This window comes from Pseudenhygromyxa sp. WMMC2535 (genome assembly GCF_011083025.2).
The window spans coordinates 9,235,186-9,259,330 of the sequence record NZ_JABJWV010000001.1 but is presented as its reverse complement, the minus strand read 5'-3'; the positions used below and the strand labels follow the sequence as shown (position 1 = coordinate 9,259,330).

The 24,145-nt window shown below is 70.2% G+C and carries 15 protein-coding genes; 5 read left to right on the top strand and 10 right to left on the bottom strand.

From position 1 onward, the window contains the following. Nucleotides 1–55 precede the first annotated feature (55 nt). A complete protein-coding gene (locus G6O69_RS35740; protein ID WP_172307943.1) occupies nucleotides 56–1,261 on the bottom strand; it encodes a sulfotransferase in 1,206 nt (401 codons plus the stop codon). Nucleotides 1,262–1,363: 102 nt separating this feature from the next. After that, nucleotides 1,364–1,534: a hypothetical protein gene (locus tag G6O69_RS35735; protein WP_176397275.1), complete on the bottom strand. Its 171-nt coding sequence runs from the start codon at nucleotides 1,532–1,534 to the stop codon at nucleotides 1,364–1,366. On the opposite strand from G6O69_RS35735, the gene G6O69_RS35730 reads away from it, so the two are divergent. Beyond that, nucleotides 1,520–3,412: a DUF4157 domain-containing protein gene (locus G6O69_RS35730; protein WP_346017127.1), complete on the top strand. Its 1,893-nt coding sequence runs from the start codon at nucleotides 1,520–1,522 to the stop codon at nucleotides 3,410–3,412. The two genes, G6O69_RS35735 and G6O69_RS35730, sit on opposite strands and share 15 nt — an antisense overlap. A gap of 35 nt (nucleotides 3,413–3,447) precedes the next feature. Here G6O69_RS35730 and G6O69_RS35725 read toward each other — a convergent pair whose 3' ends face one another. The 7 genes from G6O69_RS35725 to G6O69_RS35695 form a co-directional block, all read right to left on the bottom strand. Continuing rightward, complete coding sequence (locus tag G6O69_RS35725; protein ID WP_172307942.1) at nucleotides 3,448–8,829, bottom strand: translocation/assembly module TamB; 5,382 nt, start codon at nucleotides 8,827–8,829, stop codon at nucleotides 3,448–3,450. After that, nucleotides 8,826–11,042 carry a BamA/TamA family outer membrane protein gene (locus G6O69_RS35720; RefSeq protein WP_172307941.1) on the bottom strand — a complete coding sequence of 739 codons (2,217 nt, stop codon included), beginning with the start codon at nucleotides 11,040–11,042 and terminating at the stop codon, nucleotides 8,826–8,828. The genes G6O69_RS35725 and G6O69_RS35720 overlap by 4 nt, the downstream gene beginning before the upstream one ends. Nucleotides 11,043–11,334: 292 nt before the next feature. Next, on the bottom strand, nucleotides 11,335–12,069 hold the full coding sequence (locus G6O69_RS35715) for an STAS domain-containing protein (RefSeq protein ID WP_172307940.1): 735 nt from the start codon (nucleotides 12,067–12,069) through the stop codon (nucleotides 11,335–11,337). Then, complete coding sequence (locus tag G6O69_RS35710; RefSeq protein WP_172307939.1) at nucleotides 12,066–13,235, bottom strand: FIST N-terminal domain-containing protein; 1,170 nt, start codon at nucleotides 13,233–13,235, stop codon at nucleotides 12,066–12,068. The genes G6O69_RS35715 and G6O69_RS35710 overlap by 4 nt, the downstream gene beginning before the upstream one ends. 277 nt (nucleotides 13,236–13,512) lie before the next feature. After that, entirely contained in the window at nucleotides 13,513–15,729 is a 2,217-nt protein-coding gene (locus G6O69_RS35705) for a DUF3488 and transglutaminase-like domain-containing protein (protein WP_172307938.1), read from the bottom strand. After that, entirely contained in the window at nucleotides 15,726–16,769 is a 1,044-nt protein-coding gene (locus G6O69_RS35700; protein ID WP_172307937.1) for a DUF58 domain-containing protein, read from the bottom strand. The genes G6O69_RS35705 and G6O69_RS35700 overlap by 4 nt, the downstream gene beginning before the upstream one ends. 32 nt (nucleotides 16,770–16,801) lie before the next feature. Continuing rightward, on the bottom strand, nucleotides 16,802–17,803 hold the full coding sequence (locus G6O69_RS35695) for an AAA family ATPase (RefSeq protein WP_346017126.1): 1,002 nt from the start codon (nucleotides 17,801–17,803) through the stop codon (nucleotides 16,802–16,804). A 190-nt stretch (nucleotides 17,804–17,993) separates the two neighbouring features. Between G6O69_RS35695 and G6O69_RS35690 the strand changes: the two genes are divergently transcribed. The 3 genes from G6O69_RS35690 (at nucleotide 17,994) to G6O69_RS35680 (ending at nucleotide 21,229) form a co-directional block, all read left to right on the top strand. Further along, nucleotides 17,994–18,656, top strand: coding sequence for a hypothetical protein (locus G6O69_RS35690; RefSeq protein WP_172307936.1), 663 nt, complete (start codon nucleotides 17,994–17,996; stop codon nucleotides 18,654–18,656). Nucleotides 18,657–18,712: 56 nt separating this feature from the next. Next, entirely contained in the window at nucleotides 18,713–20,056 is a 1,344-nt protein-coding gene (locus G6O69_RS35685; protein WP_172306095.1) for an IS701 family transposase, read from the top strand. Between the two features lie 318 nt (nucleotides 20,057–20,374). After that, entirely contained in the window at nucleotides 20,375–21,229 is an 855-nt protein-coding gene (locus tag G6O69_RS35680) for a peroxiredoxin-like family protein (RefSeq protein WP_217909980.1), read from the top strand. A gap of 35 nt (nucleotides 21,230–21,264) precedes the next feature. Here G6O69_RS35680 and G6O69_RS35675 read toward each other — a convergent pair whose 3' ends face one another. Next, entirely contained in the window at nucleotides 21,265–21,921 is a 657-nt protein-coding gene (locus G6O69_RS35675) for a class I SAM-dependent methyltransferase (RefSeq protein WP_172307935.1), read from the bottom strand. A 358-nt stretch (nucleotides 21,922–22,279) separates the two neighbouring features. Between G6O69_RS35675 and G6O69_RS35670 the strand changes: the two genes are divergently transcribed. Next, nucleotides 22,280–24,118: a hypothetical protein gene (locus G6O69_RS35670; protein WP_172307934.1), complete on the top strand. Its 1,839-nt coding sequence runs from the start codon at nucleotides 22,280–22,282 to the stop codon at nucleotides 24,116–24,118. Nucleotides 24,119–24,145: the final 27 nt, after the last annotated feature.

Genomic DNA, 24,145 nt, shown 5'->3' with positions numbered 1-24,145 from the left:
ACAAACTCCCTCCTCGCGCCTCGTCAGCGACCGGCGGTCCGGCGCCTGAGACCCTTCAAGTCCTCTGGCGCGCACACGAGCCGAGGTAGCGCGCGATGTAGGCCGCGAAGCGCTGGTGGACCTCGTCCGTGCTCAGGCCGAAATCCTCGAGGGCGTAGCGATGCTTGGGCCGCCTGCGCTGGCCGCTGGCTTGAAGGTGGGCACGCAGGACCGCCTCGCCGCCTTCGGGCCAGGGGATGTCGCCGTGGGCATAGATCTGGCGGACGGCGGCGATCGGGTCGGCGATGATGGTCTCGTAGCGCAGATCCAGCACGCGATCGTCGAGCCCAGCGTCGCGGGCCGCCCGACAGCGCTGATCGAGGCTGAGGAAGAGCTCGAGGTTCGTCCGGGCCGTGCGCTGCGAGTCGTGGTGCTCGGTGACGAGGCTGAAGAAGCTGTCGAAGAGGCTCGATGCGCTGGCCAGGACGGTGGCGGGGTCGCGGTGGGTCTGGACGAAGACGAGCTCGGGGATCTCGGCGGCGAGCTCGGCGAGGTAGCCGGTGTGCGCCGGGGCCTTGAGCACGAAGCGGCCGCCCTCGGCGTCCTGGAGCGCGCGCAGATAGAGGTGATACTCGGCGTAGGCTGGGGCCAGGTCCTGGTCGAGGAGCCAGTCGAGGTAGCCGTAGGTGGGCGCGAACATCCACCAGGCGATGCTGTGGAAGCTGGGCGCCATCAGCAGTACGCACTCGTCGGGCTCGTCGACGCCGAGGCGGTGCTTGCTGTCGAGCTCGGGGGCGAGGGTGCGGGCGAGCGCGACCTGGCGAGCGGCCTGGGTGCGGCGCTCGTCCGCGGCGCGGCGCGGCGGCAGTGGCTGGATGAGCTCCCAGCTGCGTGCCTTTCGGGCGCCGGGCATGACCGAGAGCAGGCGATGCAAGAAGGTGGTGCCCGTGCGCGGCATGCCGAGGATCATGATCGGCGGAGTCAGGGGGCGGGCGTAGACCGCCGGTCGGCGCTTGCGATCCTCGACGAGGCGCAGGCGGTTGGCGAGGTTGCGGACGAGCATCTGGTGGAGCGCCGCGCGACCCATGGGCGAGAGCGCGGCGTCCTGGGTCAAGGCGCGCAGCAGGCTGTCGAGGCCGACCTCGAAAGGTGGATCGCCGAAGTCCGAGAGGCCCTCTCGCTTGGCGCTGGCATCGAGGAGCGCGCCAGCCTCGAGCGTGGGCCGTGGCATCAGGGCGCTCAGGCGGTTGGCGAGCCACAGGCGGCGGTTCTTCGTTCGCACGCGGGCGAGGTTATCAGGAGCGCTGGTTGGGGGAGGGGCAAACGCGGGGCCGGGGTGTTGGCCCACGCTCGGCGACCGGCCGCCGGGCTCGTCGAGAATGGGTCAGCGGTCTATGCTCGAGCCGTGTTCGATGTCGCTGAGCGCCCGGGTCCCGTGTCCGCCACTCGAAGCGGGGAGGCTCCCGCACGAACAGATGCCGAGGTAGAGAGCGAGGTCGAGGCGGATGGACTCCAGGCCAAGGCGGACGCGAGCGCGTCGGTGCAGCGTCTGCACGCGCTCCAGGCCAAGGCGGACGCGAGCGCGTCGGTGCAGCGTCTGCACGCGCTCCAGCGCATGGCCGATGGCGCGGTGGCCCGAGGCGGGTCGAGGGCGGGCGTGCGGGAGGCGGCGCGCATGGGGGTCTCGGGTCGAGCGCACGCGCTGCCCCACGCAGGGGCGATCCAGCGGGCTTTTGGGCGGCACAGCCTCGACGGGGTCGAGGCCCACACCGACGCCGCGGCCGTCGACGCGAGCCGTTCGCTGCGCGCGGAGGCCTACACGGTCGGGCCAAAGGTCGCGTTTGCGAGCTCGCGGCCGACGTTGCATACGGCGGCCCACGAGGCGGCGCATGTGATCCAGCAGCGGGCGGGGCTGCGCCCGGCTGGCGGGGTGGGGATCGTGGGCGACGCGCTGGAGCGTCACGCGGACGCGGTTGCGGACGCGGTCGTGGGCGGGAGCTCGGCGGAGGGGGTGCTGGATCGTCTGGTTGGTGGCGCTGGTGGGCAAGATGGTGGCGGTGCTCAGAGCGTGCAGCGCAAGGCGGTGATCGGCCCCAACTATGACCCCGCTCAGCGCGGCTCCGACGCCCGCAACGCAGTGATCGATGACGACGTCATGCGGCGCTTCGAGGACGACGACGAGCTCGACAGGTTCGCGCGCGGGGACAAGCTCGAGGTCGCGGGGGAAATGCCAGACAAGACCTGGATCCGCATGGACGAGTTCACGGTGCTCGGCGAGTATCACACCAATCAGCTCGCGCCAGGGATCATCAAAGCTCTGGGCACGGAGGCGTTTCGCTACGAAGGTTTCTCCGAGTACGACGATGGGCTCGTCGCTGGTGATGATGCGCTTCGAGAGTCCTTGGACGAGTCTCGAGAGAAATTCTTCCAAAAGCATGGGATCGATCCCGACGACGGAGATCACTCGGCTGAGCACGTCCTTCCCAAATTCGCGCGCTGTCTGCCCGATGTCGAGTCCATTGCGCTGAAACAAGGGCGTGAGGACGCAGAAAACGCGATCAAGCCAGGCGCGGCGATGGGCGAGGGATACAGCCTCAATAAAGCGCTCATCTCTAGCTTCGTGGGCGTGCTCAAGTACCTTCGTTCCTATGAAAACCTTGGTACCAAGAGCCCGCTCGAGAACACGGCGAACGAGTATCATGAAGATGTCGTGGCTTCGATCGCTGTCTTGGAAGTGGCCGCGGACAACGACGTGGTGCCTGACCTGTCCAAGGTAGGGATGGCGACGGGCGCAGGGATGGCGGCGATGAAGGCTGCGTTCAGGTCAGAGGCGCGGAAGACCGTCGGCTTGGAGTGGATGTTTAGTCGGTATGTCTTCAAGATGGGGCTGAAGATTGGGGGGCTCTCCAACCAGTCGCTGACCAATGAGGCGAATGAGAACGACTATCTTCGGGATAAGTCGATGTTCATGAAGATTTTGTCGGCCAAAAAGATGAATGAGCGACTGTTTGTGATTGGTGACGCTCATCGGAGTAAGCTGAGCTCGAAGCTGCGCTCCAAGGGGATCCGAAGCATGAGGGACAAAGACTACTTGGAGGAGGAGGCGAAGAACAATGAGTTTGTCGACTATGATGCCGCGGGGATATCCAGGGGGGTCTTCAATGTTGTTGATCAACTCGTCGTAGATGGCGGCTTGGGGAGGCTACTGGTGTCCAAAAAGGTTCCTGGGAGCAATTATACGTACAATCAGGCTGCGAGTAATGCGCTCCAGGGGCAGGCGATCACCCTCCCTGCGTTGCCTCAGCACTGTAGCTATGTGGCAAACTCTGGGGGGACCATCAATGGCGTCGTGCTGACTCGGACGACTGGGACGTTGGACGTGAGCGTCGTCTTTCAACATGGCGGGATACGCAAGGAAGGCTGGGTGTTCTGAGGTGCAGCCTGGCGAGGGCCTCGAGCCGCTCGTGCTCACTTGGGCTCGGGTTTCGACTCCCCCTTGCCCTTGTCCCGCATCGGAAAGCTCCGCGTCCAATACACCCCGACCCCGCCCACGGCCGCGTCGCCAAAGAAGCCCTCCAAGAACCACCGCCGGGCAAAGTCGTACTTCACCCGCGCCTCGGCGGTGTTCTCGTCGTCCGGGGCGTTGTGGTGGTAGGTGGTCTCCACGTAGATGTCGCGGGTCAGGCGCTTGCCGACGGTGAAGATCGGCTGGTCGATGTCGTCGCCGAAGCCGATCCGCGCGCGGTCGATGCCCAGGCGCTGGGAGAGCTGGCGCTGAAGCGCGGGGTTGCTGGCGGCGGCGAGCAGCGAGGACACCTGGCTCTCGACGCTGGCGTCGCTGGCGTCGTTGAGGTCGGAGCTGCCGGTCACCAACAAGGTGACGATCTGGTACTCGTCCAGGGGGGGCTCCGAAGAGAAGCGGATGCTGGGCGCGCTGATCCGGCCGTCGACGTTGACGGTGACCGTGGCCTCCGAAGTGTTGGTGGTCGCGCGGAGGTTGACGTAGGGGTCGAGGGTGCCGTCGGCGGGCATGGTCACGGTGCCCTCGACGATCTCGAATTCGCCGCCGAGCAGGTTGAGCCAGCCGCGCTTGGCCTGGAGCTGGCCGTCGACGCTGACCCCGGGGCCGCGGCGGTCGACCTCGACGGCGCCGGTCCAGGTCATGTCGACGGCGGAGCCGGTGATCAGCAGGGGGTCGGCCAGGCGCACGCGGATGTTGAGCTCGGGGCTGGCGTCGGGGTCGATGATCTCGATCTCTTCGCCGGGCTCGAGGGCGGCGATCTCGCTGGCGAATACGACGTCCTCGCTCTGGGGCACGTCGTCGGGGGCGCCGCCGCCGAGGCGGGCGACCTCGATGGTCGGCTCGTCGAGCACGACGTCGACGACGAAGGTCTCGGGGTCGAGGTCGAGGCCGATCTCTGCGCCGAGATCGATGGCCATGGTCGGCAGGCCGGGGCGGATCAGCGGGAAGTCGTCGAGCTGCAAGGAGAGCTGACCTTCGATGCCCTGGCCGCGGCGAACGCTGGCCTCGCCGTGGCCGTCGATGCCGCCGCGCCCGGCCTTGGCGGCGAGCTTGGGCAGGCGAATGTCACCGTCGTCGAAGGCCAGCTCGAAGGCGATGCCCTCGATGCGCTGGCGCAGGTCGAGGACCGTGACCGCGCCTTTGCGCAGCTCGACCTGGCCGTCGAGGTGCGGCTCGGTCAAGGTCCCCTCGCCGGCGACGCTGGCCAGCAAGGTGCCGCGGAGGTCGTGGAGCGAGGCGGGGACGAGGGGCGAGAGGGTGTCGAGCTCGTAGCCCGGGGCTTCGAGGCTGAGCGCGAAGGGGGTCTCGCCGATCTGGAACTCGCCGCGGACGAGGGCGGGGACGGGGAGCTCGAGGGTCAGCTCGCCCTCGAGGTGGTCGCAGCTGTCGGGGCGCAGGGCGATGGCGACGGCCTGGCGGGCCTCGTCGGCGTCGACGCTCGTGTCGAAGTGCAGGCTGTGCTCGCCCTCGCGGTATTCGCCGTGGACGTCGGTGTCGAGGCTGAAGTCGGTGAGCGTGCCGGCGCCGGCGAGCTCGAAGCCGATCTCGAGCTCGGGCTCGACGTCGGGGTCGAGGTAGTTGGTGGTGCTGTCGAGCTGGACGCCGGCGAGGGCGTCGAGGATCTCGAGGTCGAGGCCCCGGCCGGCGCCCTGGAGGGTGTGGTGGCCGTCGTCGAGCCACGCGAGCTCGGGCGCGGCGATGTCCTCGACGCTGACGCGCACGGGCAAGGTGGCGGCGATGGTCGCGAGCTGGGCGCCGCGGCGGCCGAGGTCGGCGCGGACCTGGACGCGCTGGACGTCGTCGCTGTTGGCCGCGAGGGTGGCGACGAGGCCGAGGTCGCCAAAGCTCGCCCGCTCTTCGAGGCTGGCGTCGCGCAAGCTGGCCGCGAGCTCGGCGGTCGGCTCGGCCAGGCTGCCGCCGAGCTCGAGGTCGACGCGCACGCGGCCGTCGACGCCGGTCGCGGTGACCGGGGCGAGGAGCTCGGACAGGGCCTTGGAGACGACGTGGGCTTCGACCGAGAGCGGCGCGTGGGTGTCGACGCGCAGCGGCGAGCTGGCGAGCGGAGCCACGCTCATGGGCAGCAGCGCGCGGGCGTCGAGGCGCTGGGCGAGGGGGCCATCGACGAACACGGTGAGCTCGGTCTGGGCCATGGCCTGATCGACGAGGAGCTCGAGCTCGCCGAGGGCCTGGCCGGCGTGGACGAGCTCGCGCCCGAGCAGCTGCAGGTGTAGCTCGGGGTCGTCGAGGCCGCCCTGGGCGCGCACGGACAGGCCGAGGCCGCCTTGGACGTCGGCCTGCTCGAGGGCCTGGGCGAGGGCGGGCAGGCGCGGGCCAAAGCTGCGCTCGAGGGCCTCGAGGTCGAGGTTGTCGATGTCGAGGGCGAGGCTGTGCGGGGCCTCGGGGGTCCAGCGCGCGCGCTGATGGACGAGGTCGACGAGCAGCGGCGCGCGGGCGTGCACGGTGGTCCGGGTGCGCGTGTCGTCCACAGGGAGGTCGTGGCGAAGCTCGAGCGCTGCGTCCTCGCTGTCGACGTGGACGCCGACGCGCAGCTCGCCGAGCGCGGCCCCGTCGATGGCGAGGGCCTCGGCGAGCAGGTCCACGGTGGCCGAGGGATCGCGCAGGCTGCCGCCGACCTCGAGGTCGATGGCGACGCTGCCGGCGGGCTCGAGCTTGGCGGGGGGCTGCTCGGGGTCGGTTTTGTCTTTGTCTTTGTCTTTGTCTTTGTCCGAGGGCAGCTCGCGCTGCCAGCCCTGGGGCGCCTCGGGCATGTAGGGCGCGAGCTTGGCGAGGTCGAAGTCTTCGACGACGAGGCGGGCGGCGAGCGGGCGCCTCGCGGACAGCCCGGCCTTGGCCCCGAGGTCGAGGGGGAGCTGGGCGCTGAGCTCGGCCCGGGGCAAGGTCGGGCCGGCGACGCGCGTCCACAGGCGCAGGCGAAGGCCGCGGTCTCGCTCGAGGCGCTCGGTCCTCTCGTTGGCCGCGAGGGCCTCGAGCGCGAGGGGGTCCGCGGGGGTCTCGGCGGTCTCGGGGACCTCGATGTCTGCGGGGCTGGGCGGCTGATCTTCGTAGAGGGTGAGGGGATCGAGGACGCGGCGGATGGCGTCGGTCCCGGGGATCGACGCGCCGACGGCCGCGCCGCGCCCGAGGGCGGCCGCGAGCTCGACCTCGCCCAGGTCGAGCTCGGCGAGGCGGAGGGCCTCGGCGTGGAGGCGAAGCTCGCCGCTGGGTTGGGTCACGGAGCCGCGCAGCTGGCCGTCGATGGAGACCTCGCCGGCCATGTCGAGGCCAGGGACCAGGGGGGCGAGGGTGCTCAGGGAAATCTCGTCGACGCGCAGGTCGAGGCGTCCGGGCGGCGCGTCGTCGCTCAGGGCGAGGTCGCCGTCGACGCTCAGCTCGCCCTTGGCCACCCGGACACGCAGGCCATCGACGGCGAGACGATCGCCGCCCACGCGCACGCGGGCGGGGCCGAGGGTCGAGAGCGCGAGCTTGCCCCGGAAGAGCGCCGCGTCGAGCTGGGCGAGGGCGACGCTCAGCGCGTCGTCCTCGCGACGCAGGCGCGCGTCGAGGGCGATGGACTCCTGCGTACCCGCCCCGCGCAGGCGGATCGAGAGGTCACTGGCGTCGCCGGAGAGGTCGAGGTCGAGGCTGCTCAAGGCCAGCTCGCCGCGGCTGAGGCCGCGCGCGGCGAGGCTGCCGTCGACGGTGGGATCGGGGGCCAGCGGGCGCGAGCGCAGCTGGGCGTCGAGGCCACGCAGCCTGGTGCCATAGCCCGCCGCGTCGTCGAAGCGGGTGCTGGCCACGCAGCTCAGCGCGTCGCTAGAGGCGGCGTTGGGCAGGCCGCAGCGCGCCAGGATCTCGCCGCTGCCGCTGAGCCTGGCGAGCTCGGGGATGTCGAGGTAGCGGGCCAGCGGGGCCCCGAGCTCGCCGAGGTCGCGGGCGTCGGCCGAGAGCAGCGCGGCGAGGGAGCCGGCGGGGTCGTGCTCGACCTGGGCCGCGAGCGCGAGGCCGGGCCCGGTGAATTCGAGCCAGGCGTCACCGACGGCGCCGAGCTCGGGCGCGGCGGCGCCGGCGTCGAGGACCAGATGATCGCCCGCGTCGAGATCGCGCAGCTCGAAGGTGAGATCGAGGCTCGCGCCTCCGCTCGCGCTTGCTTCCTCGCTCGCGTCTGCGTCCGTGGTGGCGCCCGCGGTCGCGCGGACCAGCTCGGCGTCGGCGTCCGCGAAGGCATCGTCGACGCTGGGCTGGCGCTCGTCTGCGCCGCCGATGGCCGCGAGCGCGCCGAGCTCGAGGTGCAGGGCGCCCTGCTCGGCGTGGACCAGGCCCGCCGGGATGTCGCCCTCGAGCGCGAGGTCGAGGACGCGCCCGCCGGCGTCGCGCTGGTCGAGGTCGGCGTCGAGGAAGAGGCTCGCTAGCCCCGGGACGCTGGGGTCGTCGGCGTCGAGGTCCACGCCCACGCTCAGGGCCGCGGGGCCGCCGAGGGCGTGGAGCTCGAGGTCGAGGACCTCGAAGCGCTCGAGGGGGGCGATCGCAAACTGCTCGGCGATCACCTGGGGCTCGGTCCGCAAGGAGAGGGCGAGCTCGCCGGTGGCCGCGTCGACGTCGTAGTTCGCGGGGGCGATCAGGGCTGCGCGCGCCAGCGGGCTGACGAGCTCGAGTCGGATCACCTCGGCCATGGGCGCGTCCCAGCGCGCGCCGAGCTCGAGGCTGTCGACGCGCAGGCCCTGGGCGGGCAGCTGCGCGCCCCACAAGCTGAGGCTGGCCTCGGCGCTGCGACCGATGCCCGAGGCGCCGAGGTCGAGGCCGTCGAGGGTGAGCAGGGCCTCGCCGGCCTGGATGATGCTGGCCTCGCGCAGGGCGAGGCTGGCCCGGACCTGGACGGGCAGGTTGGGGCCGTAGCCTTCGGCGGGCGGCTGGGGCTCGGGGCTGGGGCTGGAGAGCGCCGACCAGTCGTGGTCCAGGTGAACTTCGAGGCCGCGCAGCTCGCTGACGTCGAGGCTCAGGGCGCCGCCGACCAGGGCGCCGGTGTCGAGGCGCAGGGCGAGGCGCTGCGCGTGGACCAGGGCTCGCCCCTCGCCGTCGTCGATGGCCAGGGCGTCGACGCTCAGGCCGCTGGCGAGGCTCCCGGACATGCCCGCCCACTCGACCTGGCCGGGGACCGCCGCGTCCCAGCGCTGCATGGCCACGCGCACGGCCAGCTGGGAGGCGGCGGGCAGCCACAGCACGGCCGCGACCAGGGCCACGATCACGGCGATCAGCCCGGCGAAGATCCGCAGCGTCCACCGCGAGATGCGGCGGAGCCTGGATTTGGGCTTGGGCTTGGGCTCACTCAAAAGCTCTCCCCCAGTCCGAAGTGCAGCGACCAGATCGGCTCGCCCTCGCTGAGCGTGGTCTCGTTGAGGCGCACGCCGACGTCGAGGCGCAGCTTGCCGATCGGGCTGTCGTAGCGCAGGCCGCCGCCGGAGGCGTAGTTCCACTCCTGCGGCGAGAAGGTGGAGATGCCGTCCTGGACGTCGCCGCCGTCGAGGAAGGCCGCGACCCACAGCTCCCGCCAGATCCGCACGCGCAGCTCGAGGTTGCCGAGCACCGAGCTGTTGCCGCCCACGGGGATCGAGTCGCAGTCGCCGGCGAGCGGGTCTTCGCCGTCCTCGCAGTCGTCGATGCGCGGCGAGAGCCGGCGCAGGCCCCAGCCGCGCACGGAGTTCGAGCCGCCGAGGTAGCGGCGCATGTCGATGGGCGCCCCGGGCTCGTCGCCGTAGGGAAAGATCATGCCCAGGCGCGCGCGGGCGGCAAGCTGGAGGCGATCGATGGGGCGCCAGTACAGGCGCAAGAACGGCTCGACCTCCTGGTAGTCGTAGTGCCCGCCGAAGGGGCCGCCAGCCACGCGATAGCGGACCCCCAGGATCCCGCCGCTGTTCGGCGAGCTGATCTGGTCGACGGCGTAGATCGTGGCCCCGATGTCGACGTAGCTGAGGATGTAGGGGTCGCGGAAGTCCAGGCCCAAGAAGGTGTCGTCGGCGGCCAAGGTGGGAGAGATCGCAAAGAAGTCGACGTAGCGCAGGGTGTGGCTGAGCTCGAGCTGAAACCAGCGCGTGAAGAAGCGCGACACGCCAAAGCGGTGCTCCGTGGACCACGACTGGTAGCCCTGCTCGATGCCCAGGCGCACGCGCAGGTCGCCGGTCCACACCAGCTGCTTCTCGAGCAGGCCCTTCTTCTCCATGTTGATGCCGAGCTCGGCGATCGGGCCGTGGGTGATCAGGTTGATCGGGTTGGGCAGCTCGGCGTAGCCGGCGTAGCTGCTCAGCGTGAGCTTGTAGAGGTCGCCGAACAAGTTGGCGTGGCTGTAGCGGGCGCTGACGCGCTGGTCCCAGCGGTTGGACTCGAAGCCCAGGCCCAGGCCGACGCGCACGCGCTGGGGGTTGCTCTCGGTCACGCTGAGGGTGACGGGGACCTCGGGCCAGGGGATGTCGCCCTTGCCGACCTCGTCGGTGCTGACGCTGACGACGCCGTCGCCCTCGGGCTCGTCGGTGCCCGGCTCGGCTTGCTTGGCCTCGCCCTCGGCGGCGGTGTCGGCTTTGCCCTCGGGGGCGGCGTCGCTCTCTTCATCAGCTTCGCTGTCGTCGGCGTCGCTCTCTTCATCAGTTTCGCTGTCGTCGGCGTCGCGCTTCTCGTCGGCTTTGCCCTCGGGGGCGGCGTCGCTCTCGGCGAGCTTGGCCGAGACGGCCGAGAACACGCCCATGTCGTAGACGTGGCGCTCGAGGCGGGTGACCCGGCGCGGGGAGTAGGGTTGGCCGACGAGGGTCTCGACCTCGACTTGGACCTCGGGCTCGGGCACGTGCTCGAGCCCGGTGACGGTCACCGGTCCGATGACCATGTAGGGCCCGGGGATCAGCTCGAAGACCACCCGGGCCTGCTTGGCCGCGCGGTCGACCACGGCGCGCTTGCGGACCTCGGCGTAGGGGTGGCCGAGGTCTTTCATGCGCGTGCGCAGGCTCCGGGCGTCGGCCTCGAAGGTCGGGACCTCGAAGGGGTCCCCCTCTTCGAGCTCGACGAGCGCCTCGAATGCCTCGGGGGAGAGGTCCGGGAGGGTGCCGAAGGCCACCCGGCGGGCGCGGGCGTCGGGGCCGGGGAGCGGGCCCTCGGGCCAGGTCAGGGCGACGTCGGTGACCTTGGTGACGGGGCCCTCCTCGACCACGAAGAGGATGTCGACGACGTCCTGTCGGCGCTTGCGCTCGTTGGTCTCCACCTGGACGTCGACGACGGCGGCCTCGTAGTAACCGTAGGCGTGGTAGAGGCCGACGATGTTCTCGACGTCGACGGGGATCAGCCCCTCGTAGTACCAGGAGCGCTCGGGGAGGGGGACCCAGGTGCTCGGGGCGAGCTCGAGGTAGTCGTGGATCTCCCGATCTTTGAAGCGCTCGGTGCCCTCGAAGCGGACCTTGCGGATGGCGTACTGGGCCCCGCGCAGCTCCGAGGCGCTCACGCCCGGCTTGCAAGCGCCGAGCAGCAAGGCGAGGGCGAACAGGGCGAGCAGGCGAGGCCCCACGCTTGGCCGTCGCCGCGCAAAAACCCCCGCGAGCCCCTGGGGCGCGGGCGCGGGTCCGCGGTGGGGCTGGCCACCGCTGGTCGAAGACGCCTCGCCGGCGGGCCGACTCGACGTGTCGAGATGACACGATCGTGCCAACGTGGCTACTTTGTCACGCCCTGCTGCGCCCTGCCGGCTCACTCGGGCGGAACACTCAGCAAAGCCCGTGCCGAGGGCAAGCCCTCCGCCAAAGTTGTCGCGTGCGGAACGCAGGACCGCGCACGATCGAGCGCTTGATGCGGTAAAGCGGCGTTTACCTGGGCGCGCGGAGGCTCGGGCTGGATCGCTTTCGCGCGGCGATCCGCGAGAGGGCCTCCTTCATGTTGCGCACGAGCTCGATGCCCTCGAAGGGGATGTCGCGGGCGACGAGGAGCTGGGCGAGGGCGGGGCTGAAGCCACAGACGAGCACGCGGACGCCGAGCAGGCGCAGAGATCCGAGCATGTGGAGCATGTGCTGGATCGTCTGGGGGTCGACGCCGCCGAGGCCGGTGACGTCGACGATGACCCGGCGGATCTTGTGCTCGTGGACCCGCGCGAGCAGGGCCTGGGTCATGGCCGCCGAGCGCTCGTGGTCGAGGGTGCCGATCACCGGGAGCGCCAGGGCCCCCTCGCCGACCTCGATCAGCGGCGTGGACAGGCGACGGATCTCGTCGCGCTGGTGGCGGACGAGCTCGAGCTGGGTCTCGAGCTCCCGCGAGCTCGCCCGGTGCAGGCGCTCGAGCTCTCTGAGCCGGCGCTCGAAGGCCTCGGCCTCGAGCACGAGCTCGCGGCGCTCGGACTGGACGCGGGCCAGCTCGCCGCAGGCCTGGCTGCGCTCGCGGTCGAGCTCGAGGACGCAGGCGGCCAGGCGCTGCGCCGCGGCCGGTGAGGGCTCGCGCAGGTGCGGGCAGCTGGGGCAGCGACGCAGGGCCGCGACCACGGCCCTGGCCGAGGGCGCCTGGTCGGCCTGGTCCGCGCGCAGTGGACAGTCTTCGCAGCTCGTGCTCATGCGTGGCCTAGCAGCAAGATCGTGAAGGTCTCGTTGTGATACATGGCCTCGCCATGCACGGGCGAGAGCTCGCCGTAGGTATAAAAACCGGCTCTCGCCACGCCCCGAGGCAGGCGGGCGTAGACGGCGTCGATCTCGTCGCGATAGTGGCGCGGGCCAAAGATCATCTTGCGCCCGGCGCAGTTGAAGATCAGCGCGAGCTGGGGATCGGGGAGCTCGGCCAGGGCGCGCTCGCAAGCCTGGGTGGCCCCGGCGACGAGGGCCTCGCGGCTGCCCCGGGTGATCCGAACCTTGGCGCCCTCGCGGATGTCTCCGCCGCACTCGAGGCCGCCGCGATCGTCGAAGCTGCGGACCACGCGGATCACGTGCGGGCGCTCCTCCCAGCGCGCGCCGCCAGGGTCGGCGCTGGTCAGCACCGCCAGCGGATAGGTGACCCCGGCCGAGGGGTTGTCGACGATCTCCTCGCCGAGCAGCTGGCGGTACATCTCGACGGCCGGCTCGCCGTCGATCTCGAGCACGAGCTTGTCGTCCTCGACCCGGGTGCACACGCGCTCGCGGCCGAGGGGCTCGAAGCCCGAGCCGCTCGAGGTCTGGATCGTCAGCGGCCCGCGCAGGCCGATCGCTACCGCGCCCCCGCTCATCGCCCGGTCGTCGATGAACTGCCAGGTCTGGCGCAGCAGGTGGGCGTTCTCGCCGGCGCAGCCGCCGACGATCGGGAAGTCGACGCCGGCGAGCTCCTGGATCCCGCGCACGAGCTTGGGGGGATCGGCGCGCACGCCGTCGGGGAAGAGGAGCAGCAGCTTGGGCTCGAATTGAGCGATCTGCTGGCCGAGCTCGCGGCCAGACTGGAGGTCGTCGCCCGAGAGCTCGGCGAAGAAGAGCTCGGCCTCGACCTCGAATAGGCACATGCCCATGGCGGTGACCGAGTGGGTCTTGGCGCCGTGCTGGTCGATCTCGGCGAAGCTCGTGCAGCCGGCGATGCGGGCGCCGGGGCCCAGGGTCTCGCGCAGGGCGGCGAGCATCGACGCGGGGTCGTAGATCTCGGCCGGGGCGAAGAGCAGCACGAGATCGGGCGCCTGGCCGAGGTTGGCGATCATCTCGTGCCCGAGCTCGTGGCCCGCGGAGATCGGATCACCGTGAATGACAGAGGCCGTGCACGCTTTCATAACTAATCGCATTCAATATATGCGATTGTTGTCTGCCTGGCTATGGCTTTAAAATTGATGAATTCCGAGGGGATTGTATGGTCACGCAATGTCATCCGGTGGGTTGGGTCCGTGAATGGGTAATTGTGCTACGCTGGCTTTGGGTGTCTCTTTGAGCTGCGAATGTGTGATGTAATTCGAGTGCCCATTCATTGGTCATTCGAATATGAAACTGTTTGGCGTCTCGCCACGGGCGGCCGCGGGGCTCGTGCCCCATGGGGCGCGAGGGGCTGGGGGATCAGCGGCGAGCGTCGCGGACACGCGTGGCCAGGTCACCCAGGCGCGCGAGCTCGGCGGACTGGACCGCGCCCGCGCCGAAGCGGGCGCGCTCGTAGGCCTGGGCGAAGGCGGCGAGGGCCTCGGCCTCGGGGGCGCCCTCGCCGGCGAGGCGCCTGGCCCAGGCCGAGGGCGACTCGTGCTCGCGACGCGCTCGACCGCGGCGGGCCATGGTCGCGAGCAGGCGGCGATAGATTCGGATCTCCGCGGCCACGCTGGTCCGGCGGCGGCGCAGCAGCCTGCGGACCCCGAGGCCGGCGACCAGCAGGCCGAGGGCCCCGGCCAGCCAGGGGGCGAACATCCGCCAGTCGACGCGCAGGCTGTAGCCCTGGCGCTCGACCCCGAGGCGCTCGAGGGCCTCGAGCTGGTCGCCGAGGTCGTAGTCGATCACGTACTCGAGGTAGGCGTCGCGCAGGGCGTCGGCGAGCTCGGCGATGCCGGGGAACCACGAGGCGTCGTCGCCGGCGGTCCGCCCCGCGGGCGGGGTGGGGTCGAAGGTCACCCAGCCCAGCGGGCCGAAGTGGACCTCGACCCACGAGTGCGCGTCGGCCTGGCGCACGGCGTAGAATTCTCCGAGCTCGTTGTAGTGCGCGCCGTAAAAGCCGTTGACGTTGCGCGTGGGCACGCCGACCTCGCGCAGGAGCAGGGCCATGGCCGAGGCGAAGTACTCGCAGTGCCCGGCCTTGGTGTCGAACAAGAAGCCCTCGATGGGGTCGATCTCGCCGGCGCTGACGCGATCGGAGCGCGGCTGATCGAGGCTGTAGCTGTAGTTGTCGAGCAGGTAGGCCTCGACGGCCTCGACCTTCTCGACGCGGGTGCGCGCCCCGGCGGTGATCTCCTCGGCGAGGGCGCGCAGCTCGGGGCGCAGGTCTTCGTCGAGCTGGAGGTAGGCGGCGAGGGACTCGGGGACCTCGGGCTCGCCGACGGCGGCGAGCTCTTTGCGGGTCGGCGCCCCGGTCCGGCCCACGGCCTCGTACTGGATCGGCCCCGGCTGGCGATCGAGCACGCGGACCTGGTCGTCGAGGTCGGCGCCCACGCGGTTGCGACGCTCGATCGCGCCGCGCGGGGCCAGCGAGTAGGCCAGGGGCTGACCGGCCGCGAACAGGAGATCCGTGCCGATGTCCTCCATGGTCACGAGCATGCGCGCGGTCTCGGTCGAGGCCGCGAAGCCGGGGACGGGGGTCGGGGTCACGCTCTCGCCGAGGACCCCGGCGAAGCGATAGGGCATGCCCGTGATCTCGGCGCGCAGCGTGCCATCGTCGGCGAGCACGTCGTAGCCGCGGCGCTGGTGGAGCTCGCCCTTGTCGGCCGCGGACGAGCGCCCCCAGCTGCCGTCTTCGTAGTTATCGAAGGCGCTGCCGCGGATATGCCAGGTCGGTCGCGCGCCGTGCTCGCGCTCGTCGAGGGGGACGAGGTGCATGACCACGGTGGCGTCGGTCTTGATCGTCCCGAACCCGCCCAGGCGCACGTTCTCGGAGAAGCCCACGCTCTCGCGGCCGTAGAGGTTGCCGCGCAAGAACACGCCCACGCCGAAGCGCGGGAAGAGCAGGAAGGTCAGGACGCCGGCGAGGGCGGAGATCAGCGCGACCTGGAGGGCGGCCCGCCCGAGGCGCGGGAGCTGGCGCGTGCCGTAGCGGTCGACCTCATAGGAGACGCGCCGGCCGAGGCGCTCGCCCTCGGACACGAGGTGGTTGACGAGCAGGGCGAAGGTCGCCGCCGGCAGGTAGAGGGCGAGCAGGACGGGGTAGTGGAGCTCGGCGTCGATGACCGCGGCGATGACCATGAGCACGGCGCCGAGCATCAGCAGCTGCATGTGCTCGCGGGCGCGCTGGCGGTTGAACAGGCGCTGGACGATCATCAGCAAGAAGAAGTCGACGCCGACGATCAGCAGCTCCGTGCCGAGCAGCGCCGCCCGGACGCCGCTGAGCGCGAGGGCGAAGACGATGCCCAGGGTCCACAGCCGCAGGGCGCGCTTGCTGGCCTGCTCGGGCAGCGGTCGGACCATGGCCCAGGCGCCGAGCAGCACGGTGACGAGCACGGCCCACCAGCTCGCGCTCTGGGCCAGGACCACGGCGGCCACGGCCAAGCTGGCCTGGATCAGGCTCAGCATGTCGCGCAGGTGGACGAGGCCGCGACCGCGGCCACCGAGGCGATCGGCGAGGCGGAGCAGCCAGCTCATGCCGCGCGCTCCTCGGCGCCGGGCTTGGCGTCGTCCGCCGAGTCCGCGTTTGAATTGGGGTCCGGGTCGAGGCCGACGAGGGCGAGGAATTCGAGCACCCGCCGCTCGTGGGCCGGGCCCGTGCCCGGCTCGATCACCAGCTCGTCGCCGTAGCGCAGCCCGGTGGCCACGCGGCCCTCGTCGAGCAGGGCCACGGCCTGGGAGGCGACCTCCTCGACGGCGGCCTCGAAGCTGGGGTCACCGCCGCGGCCAGGGAGGAGGCTGAGCACGAGCTCGCCCTCGCCGCGGGCCTCGAATTCCTGGACCACGGCCTTGCCGAGGCGCGCCGTGGCCGGCCAGTGGATCCGCCGCAGCTCCTGGCCGTCGCGGTACTCGGCCAGGCCAAAGAACTCGCCGGCTCGGGCCCGCGAGCCGAGGGCCTCGCCCTCGCCGCTGTAGGCCTGGCGCAGCTCCTGGACGTCGACGGGGTGGATCCGCGGGTAGACGAGCACGCGCTCGCGGACCTGGAGGTCGAGGCGTTTGACGAACAGGCCAAAGGGGAAGCGGGTCGCGACCACGGCCTTGGGCAGGGGGTGGAGGCCGCGGTGGGTCATGGTCACGCTGGTGTGCAAGGTGGCCGTGGCTCCGCCTCGCACGGCCACGCTGAACACGGGCTCGGTGTGGTCGGGGCTGTCGAAGCGGTCGTCGTCCTCGACGCTGACCGAGATCATGTCGCCGCGGGGGCTGGCGTTGCGCAGCTCGACGATCAGCGCGCCGCGGCCCTCGGCGTGCAGGGGCGAGGCGACCTTGCGGCGGACCTCGGCTCGCCGGACCATGTTCTCCGAGAGCATCCCGCTGGCGATGATCAGCCCGATCTGGCAGCCAAAGAGCACGTGCAGCAAGTTGGCGCCGGAGTTGATCGCGGCGAAGCCCACGGCCAAGGTGAGCAGGATGAACAGCCAGCCGGCCTTGGTGATCTCGAGGCTGCGGCCGTAGGCGCTGAGCATGCGCCGGAGCAGCGGGATCTTTTTTTTCTTGGCCGTGACCTTGGCGTCTTGCATCGAAATCGCCGATTGGAGTGCGCGGGCGTGGTTCAGACCGGGACGGGGACCGCGGCGATCAGCTCGCGGACGAGCTCCTGGGCGAGGGCGACCTGATCCCCGCTGCCGGCCTGGGCCGGGACGACGCGGTGGGCCAGGGCGGGCACGGCGAGCTCTTGCAGGTCGTCGATGAGCACGTTCGAGCGGCCCGCGAGCAGGGCCCTGGCCTTGGCGGCGGCGACCCAGGCCAGGGCGCCGCGGGTGCTCACGCCCAGGCGGATCTCGGCGGCGTCGCGGGTGGCCTGGACCACGCGCTGGGCGTAGTCGGCGAGGTCGGGGTGGAGGTGCACGGCCGCGGCCGCGGCCTGGAGATCGGTCAGCTTGCTGGGCGACTCGAGGGCGCCGTCGAGCTCGCCCGCGTCCTTGCCCTGCGGATCCACCCCGCCGCCCAGGAGCAGCGCGGCCTCGACCTCGGGCGCGGCGTAGCCCATGGACAGGCGCAGCAAGAAGCGGTCGCGCTGGGACTCGGGCAGGGGGTAGGTGCCGTGGTGCTCCTCGGGGTTTTGCGTGGCGATGACCACGAAGGGCCGCGGCAGGGTGTGGCTGACCCCGTCGACGGAGACCTGACCTTCGGCCATGGCCTCGAGCAGCGCGCTCTGGGTGCGCGGCGGGGCGCGGTTGACCTCGTCGGCGAGCACGAGGTTGGCGAACACCGGCCCGCGGCGAAATTCGAAGTGCTCGCGGCTGGCTCGCCACACGTTGACCCCGAGCAGGTCCGCGGGCAGCAGGTCGCTGGTGAACTGGATGCGCGCGAAGTTGCCTCCGATGGCGACGGCCAGCGCCCGCGCCAGGGTGCTCTTGCCGACCCCGGGGATGTCTTCGATCAGCAGGTGGCCCCTGGCGACCAGGCAGATCAGCGCGAGATCGATGATCTCGTCCTTCCCGCGAATCTGCTTGCGCACGACCTCGCGGATGGCTGTGAGCGTCTCGGCTGCGGCCGCCGGAGACAGTGGAGCGGAGGAGTGGGCGGGAGGTGTGCTTGGCGCGGCGTCCACGAGTGGGGGGATTCTAGCAAGCGTTGTGCCGCGAGAAGCAGGCGGCGACTCGATTGTGGTCTCCACTTTCGCTCGTCGAGGTGGCGAGGTTTCGCCCCCGCAGCCCGCGCGTGCGCGCTCCCGCGCTCTGCTGTCTCGCCATCTTGTCTCAGGGTGAAGATCGAGGATGTCGAGGCGTCAGAGCCGGCCGATGACAACCTCGATATTCGCCCTCGCCCTCCTCTCCTCATTGATCGAGCCAGAGCCCGTGGTCGACGACCCGATCGAAGCGGAGGCGCAGGAGGAGGCCGGCGAGGTCGAGGGCGCGGAGGAGGGCGCGAGCGGGGAAGAGCTCGAGCCGATGCCTCCGGCCAAGGTTGGCAAGCGCGAGTGGATGCTCGTGGTCTCGCCGGGCTTCGACTACGTCGTTGGCCCGCAGAAGGCCTACGAGGCCCTGGGCGGCGGCTTTCGCTTGGGGGGCCTGGCGACCAAGTGGGCGGGCGCCAAGGGGCACTTCCTCGTCGGCGGCGGGCCGATGATCCACTACACCTACCTGAAGGATCCAGACTTTCAGGACGTGCTCCACCTCGCGACGGTCAACGGTGACCTCGTGCTCGGCGGGGGCAACCAGCGCTGGGCGCTGTATTGGCACCTGACCCTCGGGTTTGGGGTTCTGTCGGCCAAGGACGCCCAGACCAGCTCCTCGCTCACGACCTTCGGTGCACGGGCGGCCTCGGGGATCGGCGGCTACGGCAAGATCAACGATCGCTTCAGCCTCGGCGCGCTCGTCGACTTTGGCTGGGCCGGCGGGCTGTGGGTCAACACCCTGCTCACCGCCAACATCCACTTCGGGCGCCGCGGGGATCCGCTCTAGGACTACTTGGTCAGATGGGGATCGACAACGATCCCCAGCTGTGATCTGCTGCGGGGGTGACTCCAGAACAAATCTCCCGGGTGGGGGCCGAACTCGAGGAGTTTCTCGGCTACATCACTCATCAGATGGGTCGCAGCGAGCGGCGCGAGGCCCTCGCCAACTACATGCGTGGGCTTCTCCTCGATGGCGAGCGCAAGAGCATGGTGCCCATCGCTAAGCGCCTCGCAGCCGCGCCCGGTGACAGCGAAGCCATCCGCCAGCGACTCCAGCAGGCGATCACGATCGCTAACTGGGACGAGTGGGAGCTGTTTCGCCGACTCGCCCTTCGCGTCGAGGACAAGCTCCCGGGCCTCGACGCCTTCGTCATCGACGACACCGGCTTCCCCAAGAAGGGCAAGCACTCCGTCGGGGTACAGCGTCAGTACTCGGGGACGATGGGCCGCGTCGACAATTGCCAGGTCGCAGCAAGCCTCCACCTCGCCAGCGAGGCGGGCGGCGCTTGCATCGGCATGCGCTTGTTTCTTCCCGAGGTCTGGGCCAACGACCCAAGGCGCCGGACCAAGGCAGGCGTCCCCGAGGAGCTCTCCCATCAAACGAAGCTCGAGCTCGGCCTCGGCATGCTCGACCGCGCCCTCGAGTGGGGGCTCGCGCCTCGACCGGTGCTCGCCGACGCGGCCTACGGCGACTCGACGGAATTCCGCAAGGGACTCGAAGAACGCGGGCTCCACTACGTACTGCGCATCTCCGGCAACGCGGTCGTATGGCCGCCAGGGACGTGCCCGAGCCCTCCTCCGTCCAAAGCTCCCGGCACCAGGGGGCGGCCACGAACAAAGTGGGTCTCCCCCGAAGGAGTCGAGCCCGTCTCGGTCGAAGAGCTGGCGAAGAGCTTGCCTGCTAGGCGCTTCCGTCACGTCGAATGGCGCCACGGGACGCGCGGGCCTCAGCGGCGGCGCTTCGCGGTGCTACGCATCCGAACCGCGCACCGGCATCGGTCAGGGCACCCACCGGGTGAGGTGCAGTGGCTGCTGTGTGAGTGGTCCTACAAGAAGAAGGAGCCAACCGCGTTTTATTTGTCGAACTTGCCCGCGAAGACCACGGTCAAGAGGCTGGTCTACCTGGCCAAGCTTCGCTGGCGGATCGAACGGGACTACCAGGAGATGAAAGGGGAGCTCGGCCTCGACCACTTCGAGGGACGAACATGGCGAGGCTTCCACCACCACGTCGCCCTGGTCGCCGCGGCTCACGCCTTTCTCACGCTCCACCGCGTGATTTTTTCCCCGGAGGACCCGGAGGCGGAAAGCACAGCGAGCCGAGCCGGGGCTGACCATCCAGGCATTCCGAGCGTTGCTACAAGTGGTCCTGCTTCACTTGCTGGGTCACTGTCCCATGTGCGGACGTGACATCGACCCACGGGGGCCACCGATCAGGCCCTCGCGGATGTGATCAAGTCGTACTAGGAGCCCGTGGTGGAACCCAGCGCGGCTCCTGGCGCCGGGTTTTTCGTCGAGGGCGCGAAGCCAAAACGCCGCTGTACCGGGCGTACTGCCAGTTTTGGCGACAAAGCCCTCGGCGAAAAGACCAAGCGAGGTGTCGTGTTGGGTTTCACCACGGGCTCCTAGGCGCGCTCCCGAGGACTCGCTGGCGCTCGCGGGCGTAACCTCGCGCCAGGCTGGGCCGTAGCCCGGCCCAAGATGCCAAGCGCTCGAATTCGTAGGCCTTTGTTCGCTTCTTCGCTCGTCGCCCTCGCCATGCTGGGCCTCGGCTGTGGAGGAGGCGAGACCAAGGAGAACGCCAAGGACGCGACCAACGACCAGGCCAAGCAGGAGGCCAAGAAAGAGGCGGAGGCGCCCGCTCCGGCGCCGACCGGCGATGAAAAAGCGGACGCGGCGGCCCCCGAGGGCGGGGCGCCGCTGGCCGCGGAGCTCGCGGCCAAGGCCGAGGCGTCCGCGAGCAAGCGCCCAGAGGAGGTCTCGAAGGTCATGCAGGCCGCACAAGACGAGCTCGCGGCCTCGGACATCCTCGAGCGCGCCCTCAAGGTCGGCGACGCTGCGCCCGACTTCAGCCTGCCCAACGCCGCCGGCGAGCAGGTCAGCCTGGCCAAGCTGCTCGAGAACGGACCCGTCGCGGTCATGTGGTACCGCGGGAATTGGTGCCCCTACTGCAACATCGCGCTCCAGGGCTACGCCGATGCGGGCAAGCAGATCGCCGCGGCCGGGGGCACCTTGGTGGCGATCAGCCCGGAGCTGCCGGACGCGTCCTTGGACACGCAGCAAAAGCACGAGCTCGAGTATCAGGTGCTCAGCGACGTCGGTAACGCGGTCGCCAAGAAGTACGAGATCGTGTTCGAGCTCCCGCCGGAGCTCGCCGCGCTGTACAACGAGAACTTCGCGCTCAACGAGCACAACGGCGACGACTCGAACACGCTGCCGCTGGCCGCGACCTACGTGATCGGCAAGGACGGGAAGATCGCCTGGGCCTTCCTCGACGTCGACTACAAAAAGCGCGCGGAGCCCAGCGAGGTGGTCGCCGAGATCCGCAAGCTCACGGGGGCGGAGGCCGACGGGGGCGAGTGAGCGCGGCCCACTGGGCGCACGCGCGGCTCGGACTCTCAGTCGCGGAGCTTGCGGGCGAACATGATCCCGTCGCGCACGGAGAGCAGGACCTGCTCGACCCGGGGATCCTCTCGCACCTGCTGGTTGAAGGCGACGATCGCCCGGCAGCTCTCGCCCTCGGGCGCGAGCACCCGCCCGCTCCACAGCGTGTTGTCGGCGAGCACGATCCCGCCCACGGGCAGCATCGGTAAGACCAGGTCCCAGTAGCGCTGGTAGCTGGTCTTGTCGGCGTCGATGAACACCATGTCGAAGCGCTCGCCGGCCTCGGCGAGCGCGGCCACGGTCTGCTTGGCGTCGCCGAGGCGAAGCGTGATCTTGTCGCCCCAGGGGCTGCGGTCCCAGTAGCGCCGGGCCACGGCGGTGGCCTCGGGGTCGACGTCGCAGGTGATCAGCTCGCCGCCCTCGGGCAGGCCCGAGGCCATGGCCATGGCCGAGTAGCCGCTGAAGGTGCCGATCTCGAGCACCCGGCGGGCGCCGCTGACCTGGACCATGAGCTTGAGGAAGGCGCCCTCGACCCGGCCGACCTGCATCTGCGGGGAGCTGAGGTCGGCGTGGGTCTCTTCGCGCAGCTCACCAAAGATCGGCGCCTCGGGGGTTGTGTGGTCGTGGACGTAGGCGGTCAGCGCTTTGGAGAGCAAGGTGATGTCGGCCATCGCGTGCAGCTTACCCCCCACACTCTGGGTCGGTGCGGTCGTGGCCCAAAACGGCGCCCCCTCGCTGTGCAAGCGCGTGCTCGGGGGTGCGAAGCGCTGCGCTCGACGCTGGGAGTCGGTTGGGGGCGGGCCATGGTGGTGGCCGGGGAGCTGCGACCGGGGGTCATGAAAGAAGGGCGTCGATAGGGGCAAAGCGGCATGAAGGTGCACGGCCAATCTTTGTGATGCCATGTAGATCACTCAAATAATCGTTGGTGGGGATCACCGCACCGCGATCGCACCCGACCCGCACCGGGCCGCCAAACTCTACGCATTGATGGGCTTTGGCTCGGACGCGAGAGCGCATAGCCTCGCGGGCATGAGTGTCAACAAGACGATCACTTTCTTGCTGCCCTTGGCCTTGCTGGCGGCGTGCAGCGACGACGGAGCCGGCGACGAGGTCGGCGAGACCGCGGGCACCGAGGAGTCCGGCAGCGAGACCGACACGGACACCGAGACCGAGAGCTCGACCACGACCGAGACCGAGACCGAGACCGACACGGACACCGAGACCGAGAGCTCGACCGAGACCGAGACCGGGACGGACACCGACACGGACACCGAGACCGAGACCGACACGGACACCGACACGACCACGGGGATGCTCGAGCCCGACCTCGACGCGCTCATGGACGGGCTCGAGGACGCGAGCTGCACCGACTACGTGGGCGAGGGCGACGGCGGCATCGCGCACACCACCTACTGGTCGATCGTCGCCGACAGCGAGGAGTTCCTCGCGCTGCCCGAGGCCGAGCAGGCCAAGCTCAGCGCGCTCCAGGCCACGCAGCTGCACAGCCTGATGATGCCGCCGAGCGGCGAGGTCGCGGGCCGCGAGTGCACCGGCGCCCTGGTGGTCGAGGGCGACGACGGCACGCGCCGCCAGGAGCTGGTCATCAAGCTGCCCACGCAGTGGAACGGGCGCCTGGTCGTCGGCGGCTCGCCCGGGACCCGCGACGAGTGGAGCACCGAGGCGATCTTCTCGGCGTGGCTGGTCAACCAGGGCTACGCCTACGTCGTCGGCAACAAGGGCATGACCAACGGGGGCGTGTCGGGCAACGACACCATGCTGTCCGGCGAGCACCCCACGCGCCACTGGGGGATGATGCTCCTCGACCTCGCCGACTGGGCGCGCCCGCGCGTCGAGCTGGCGACCGCCGGCGCGGTCGAGCGGGTCTACACCATCGGCATCTCCAACGGCGGCTACCAGGTCCGCAAGGGCCTCGAGCTCGATCACCTCGCCGTCGAGCAGGGCGCCGAGCGTCGCTTCGACGGCGGCGTGGACTGGGAGGGCGCCTACTGGCCGAGCGAGATCGAGCTCGACGAGAACGAGGATGGCGTGGTCACGCCGGCGGAGCTCGACGGCTATCAGATGTGGTGGCTGACCAGCAACGAGCGCGCGGCGCATATCATGGGCTGGCCCTACGACCCGGACACGCTGACGAACACGGCGAACTTCGAGCTCGATCCCCCCTTCGCCGACGCCCACGAGGCGATGATGGCGATCGGCTTCGACGCCGCCTCCGCGCCGGTCTGGGGCGCCTACAACTCGACCTTCGACTACCTCAAGGACTACGGGCTGACGGCCTACAAGGGCACCGGCTACTACAACGTCACCTCCTACCTGTTCCGCGCCGAGCTCCTCGGGGACGACGCCTTCGTGGCCGCCGAGTACAGCCCCTACTCGGACGGGAGCGACGAGCCGCCGGTCTTCTATCCCTGGCTCGACCTCCAGGTCGACGGCGGCTGGAACGAGGAGGCCGTGCTGGCCGCGCTCGACAACGCCAACAGCGCGCAGTTCTCGGCCCCGCTGATCACCGTGCAGGGCCTGGGTGACGCGCTGCTCGGGGTGCACGGCAACGGCTACGCCTACGCCGACGCCGTGGCCGAGCAGGGCAGCCCCGAGCTCTACCGGCTCTACGTGATCGAGAACGCCGGGCACATCGACCGCCACGCCGACGCGCTGCTCGACTTCGACTTCGACGGGGAGTTTGGCGAGGAGGGCCTGGCCGACTCGCTGACCTACGTCCAGCCCTACGTGGAGAAGAGCTTCGAGCTGCTCATCGACTGGGTCGAGGCCGGACAGGAGCCGCCCGAGAGCCAGTCGGTGCCCACGGATCCCGCGGCCGACATCCTCAGCGCGGCCGAGGTCGAGTTCTGATCGCCTGAGCTTCGCGTACTTCGGGTA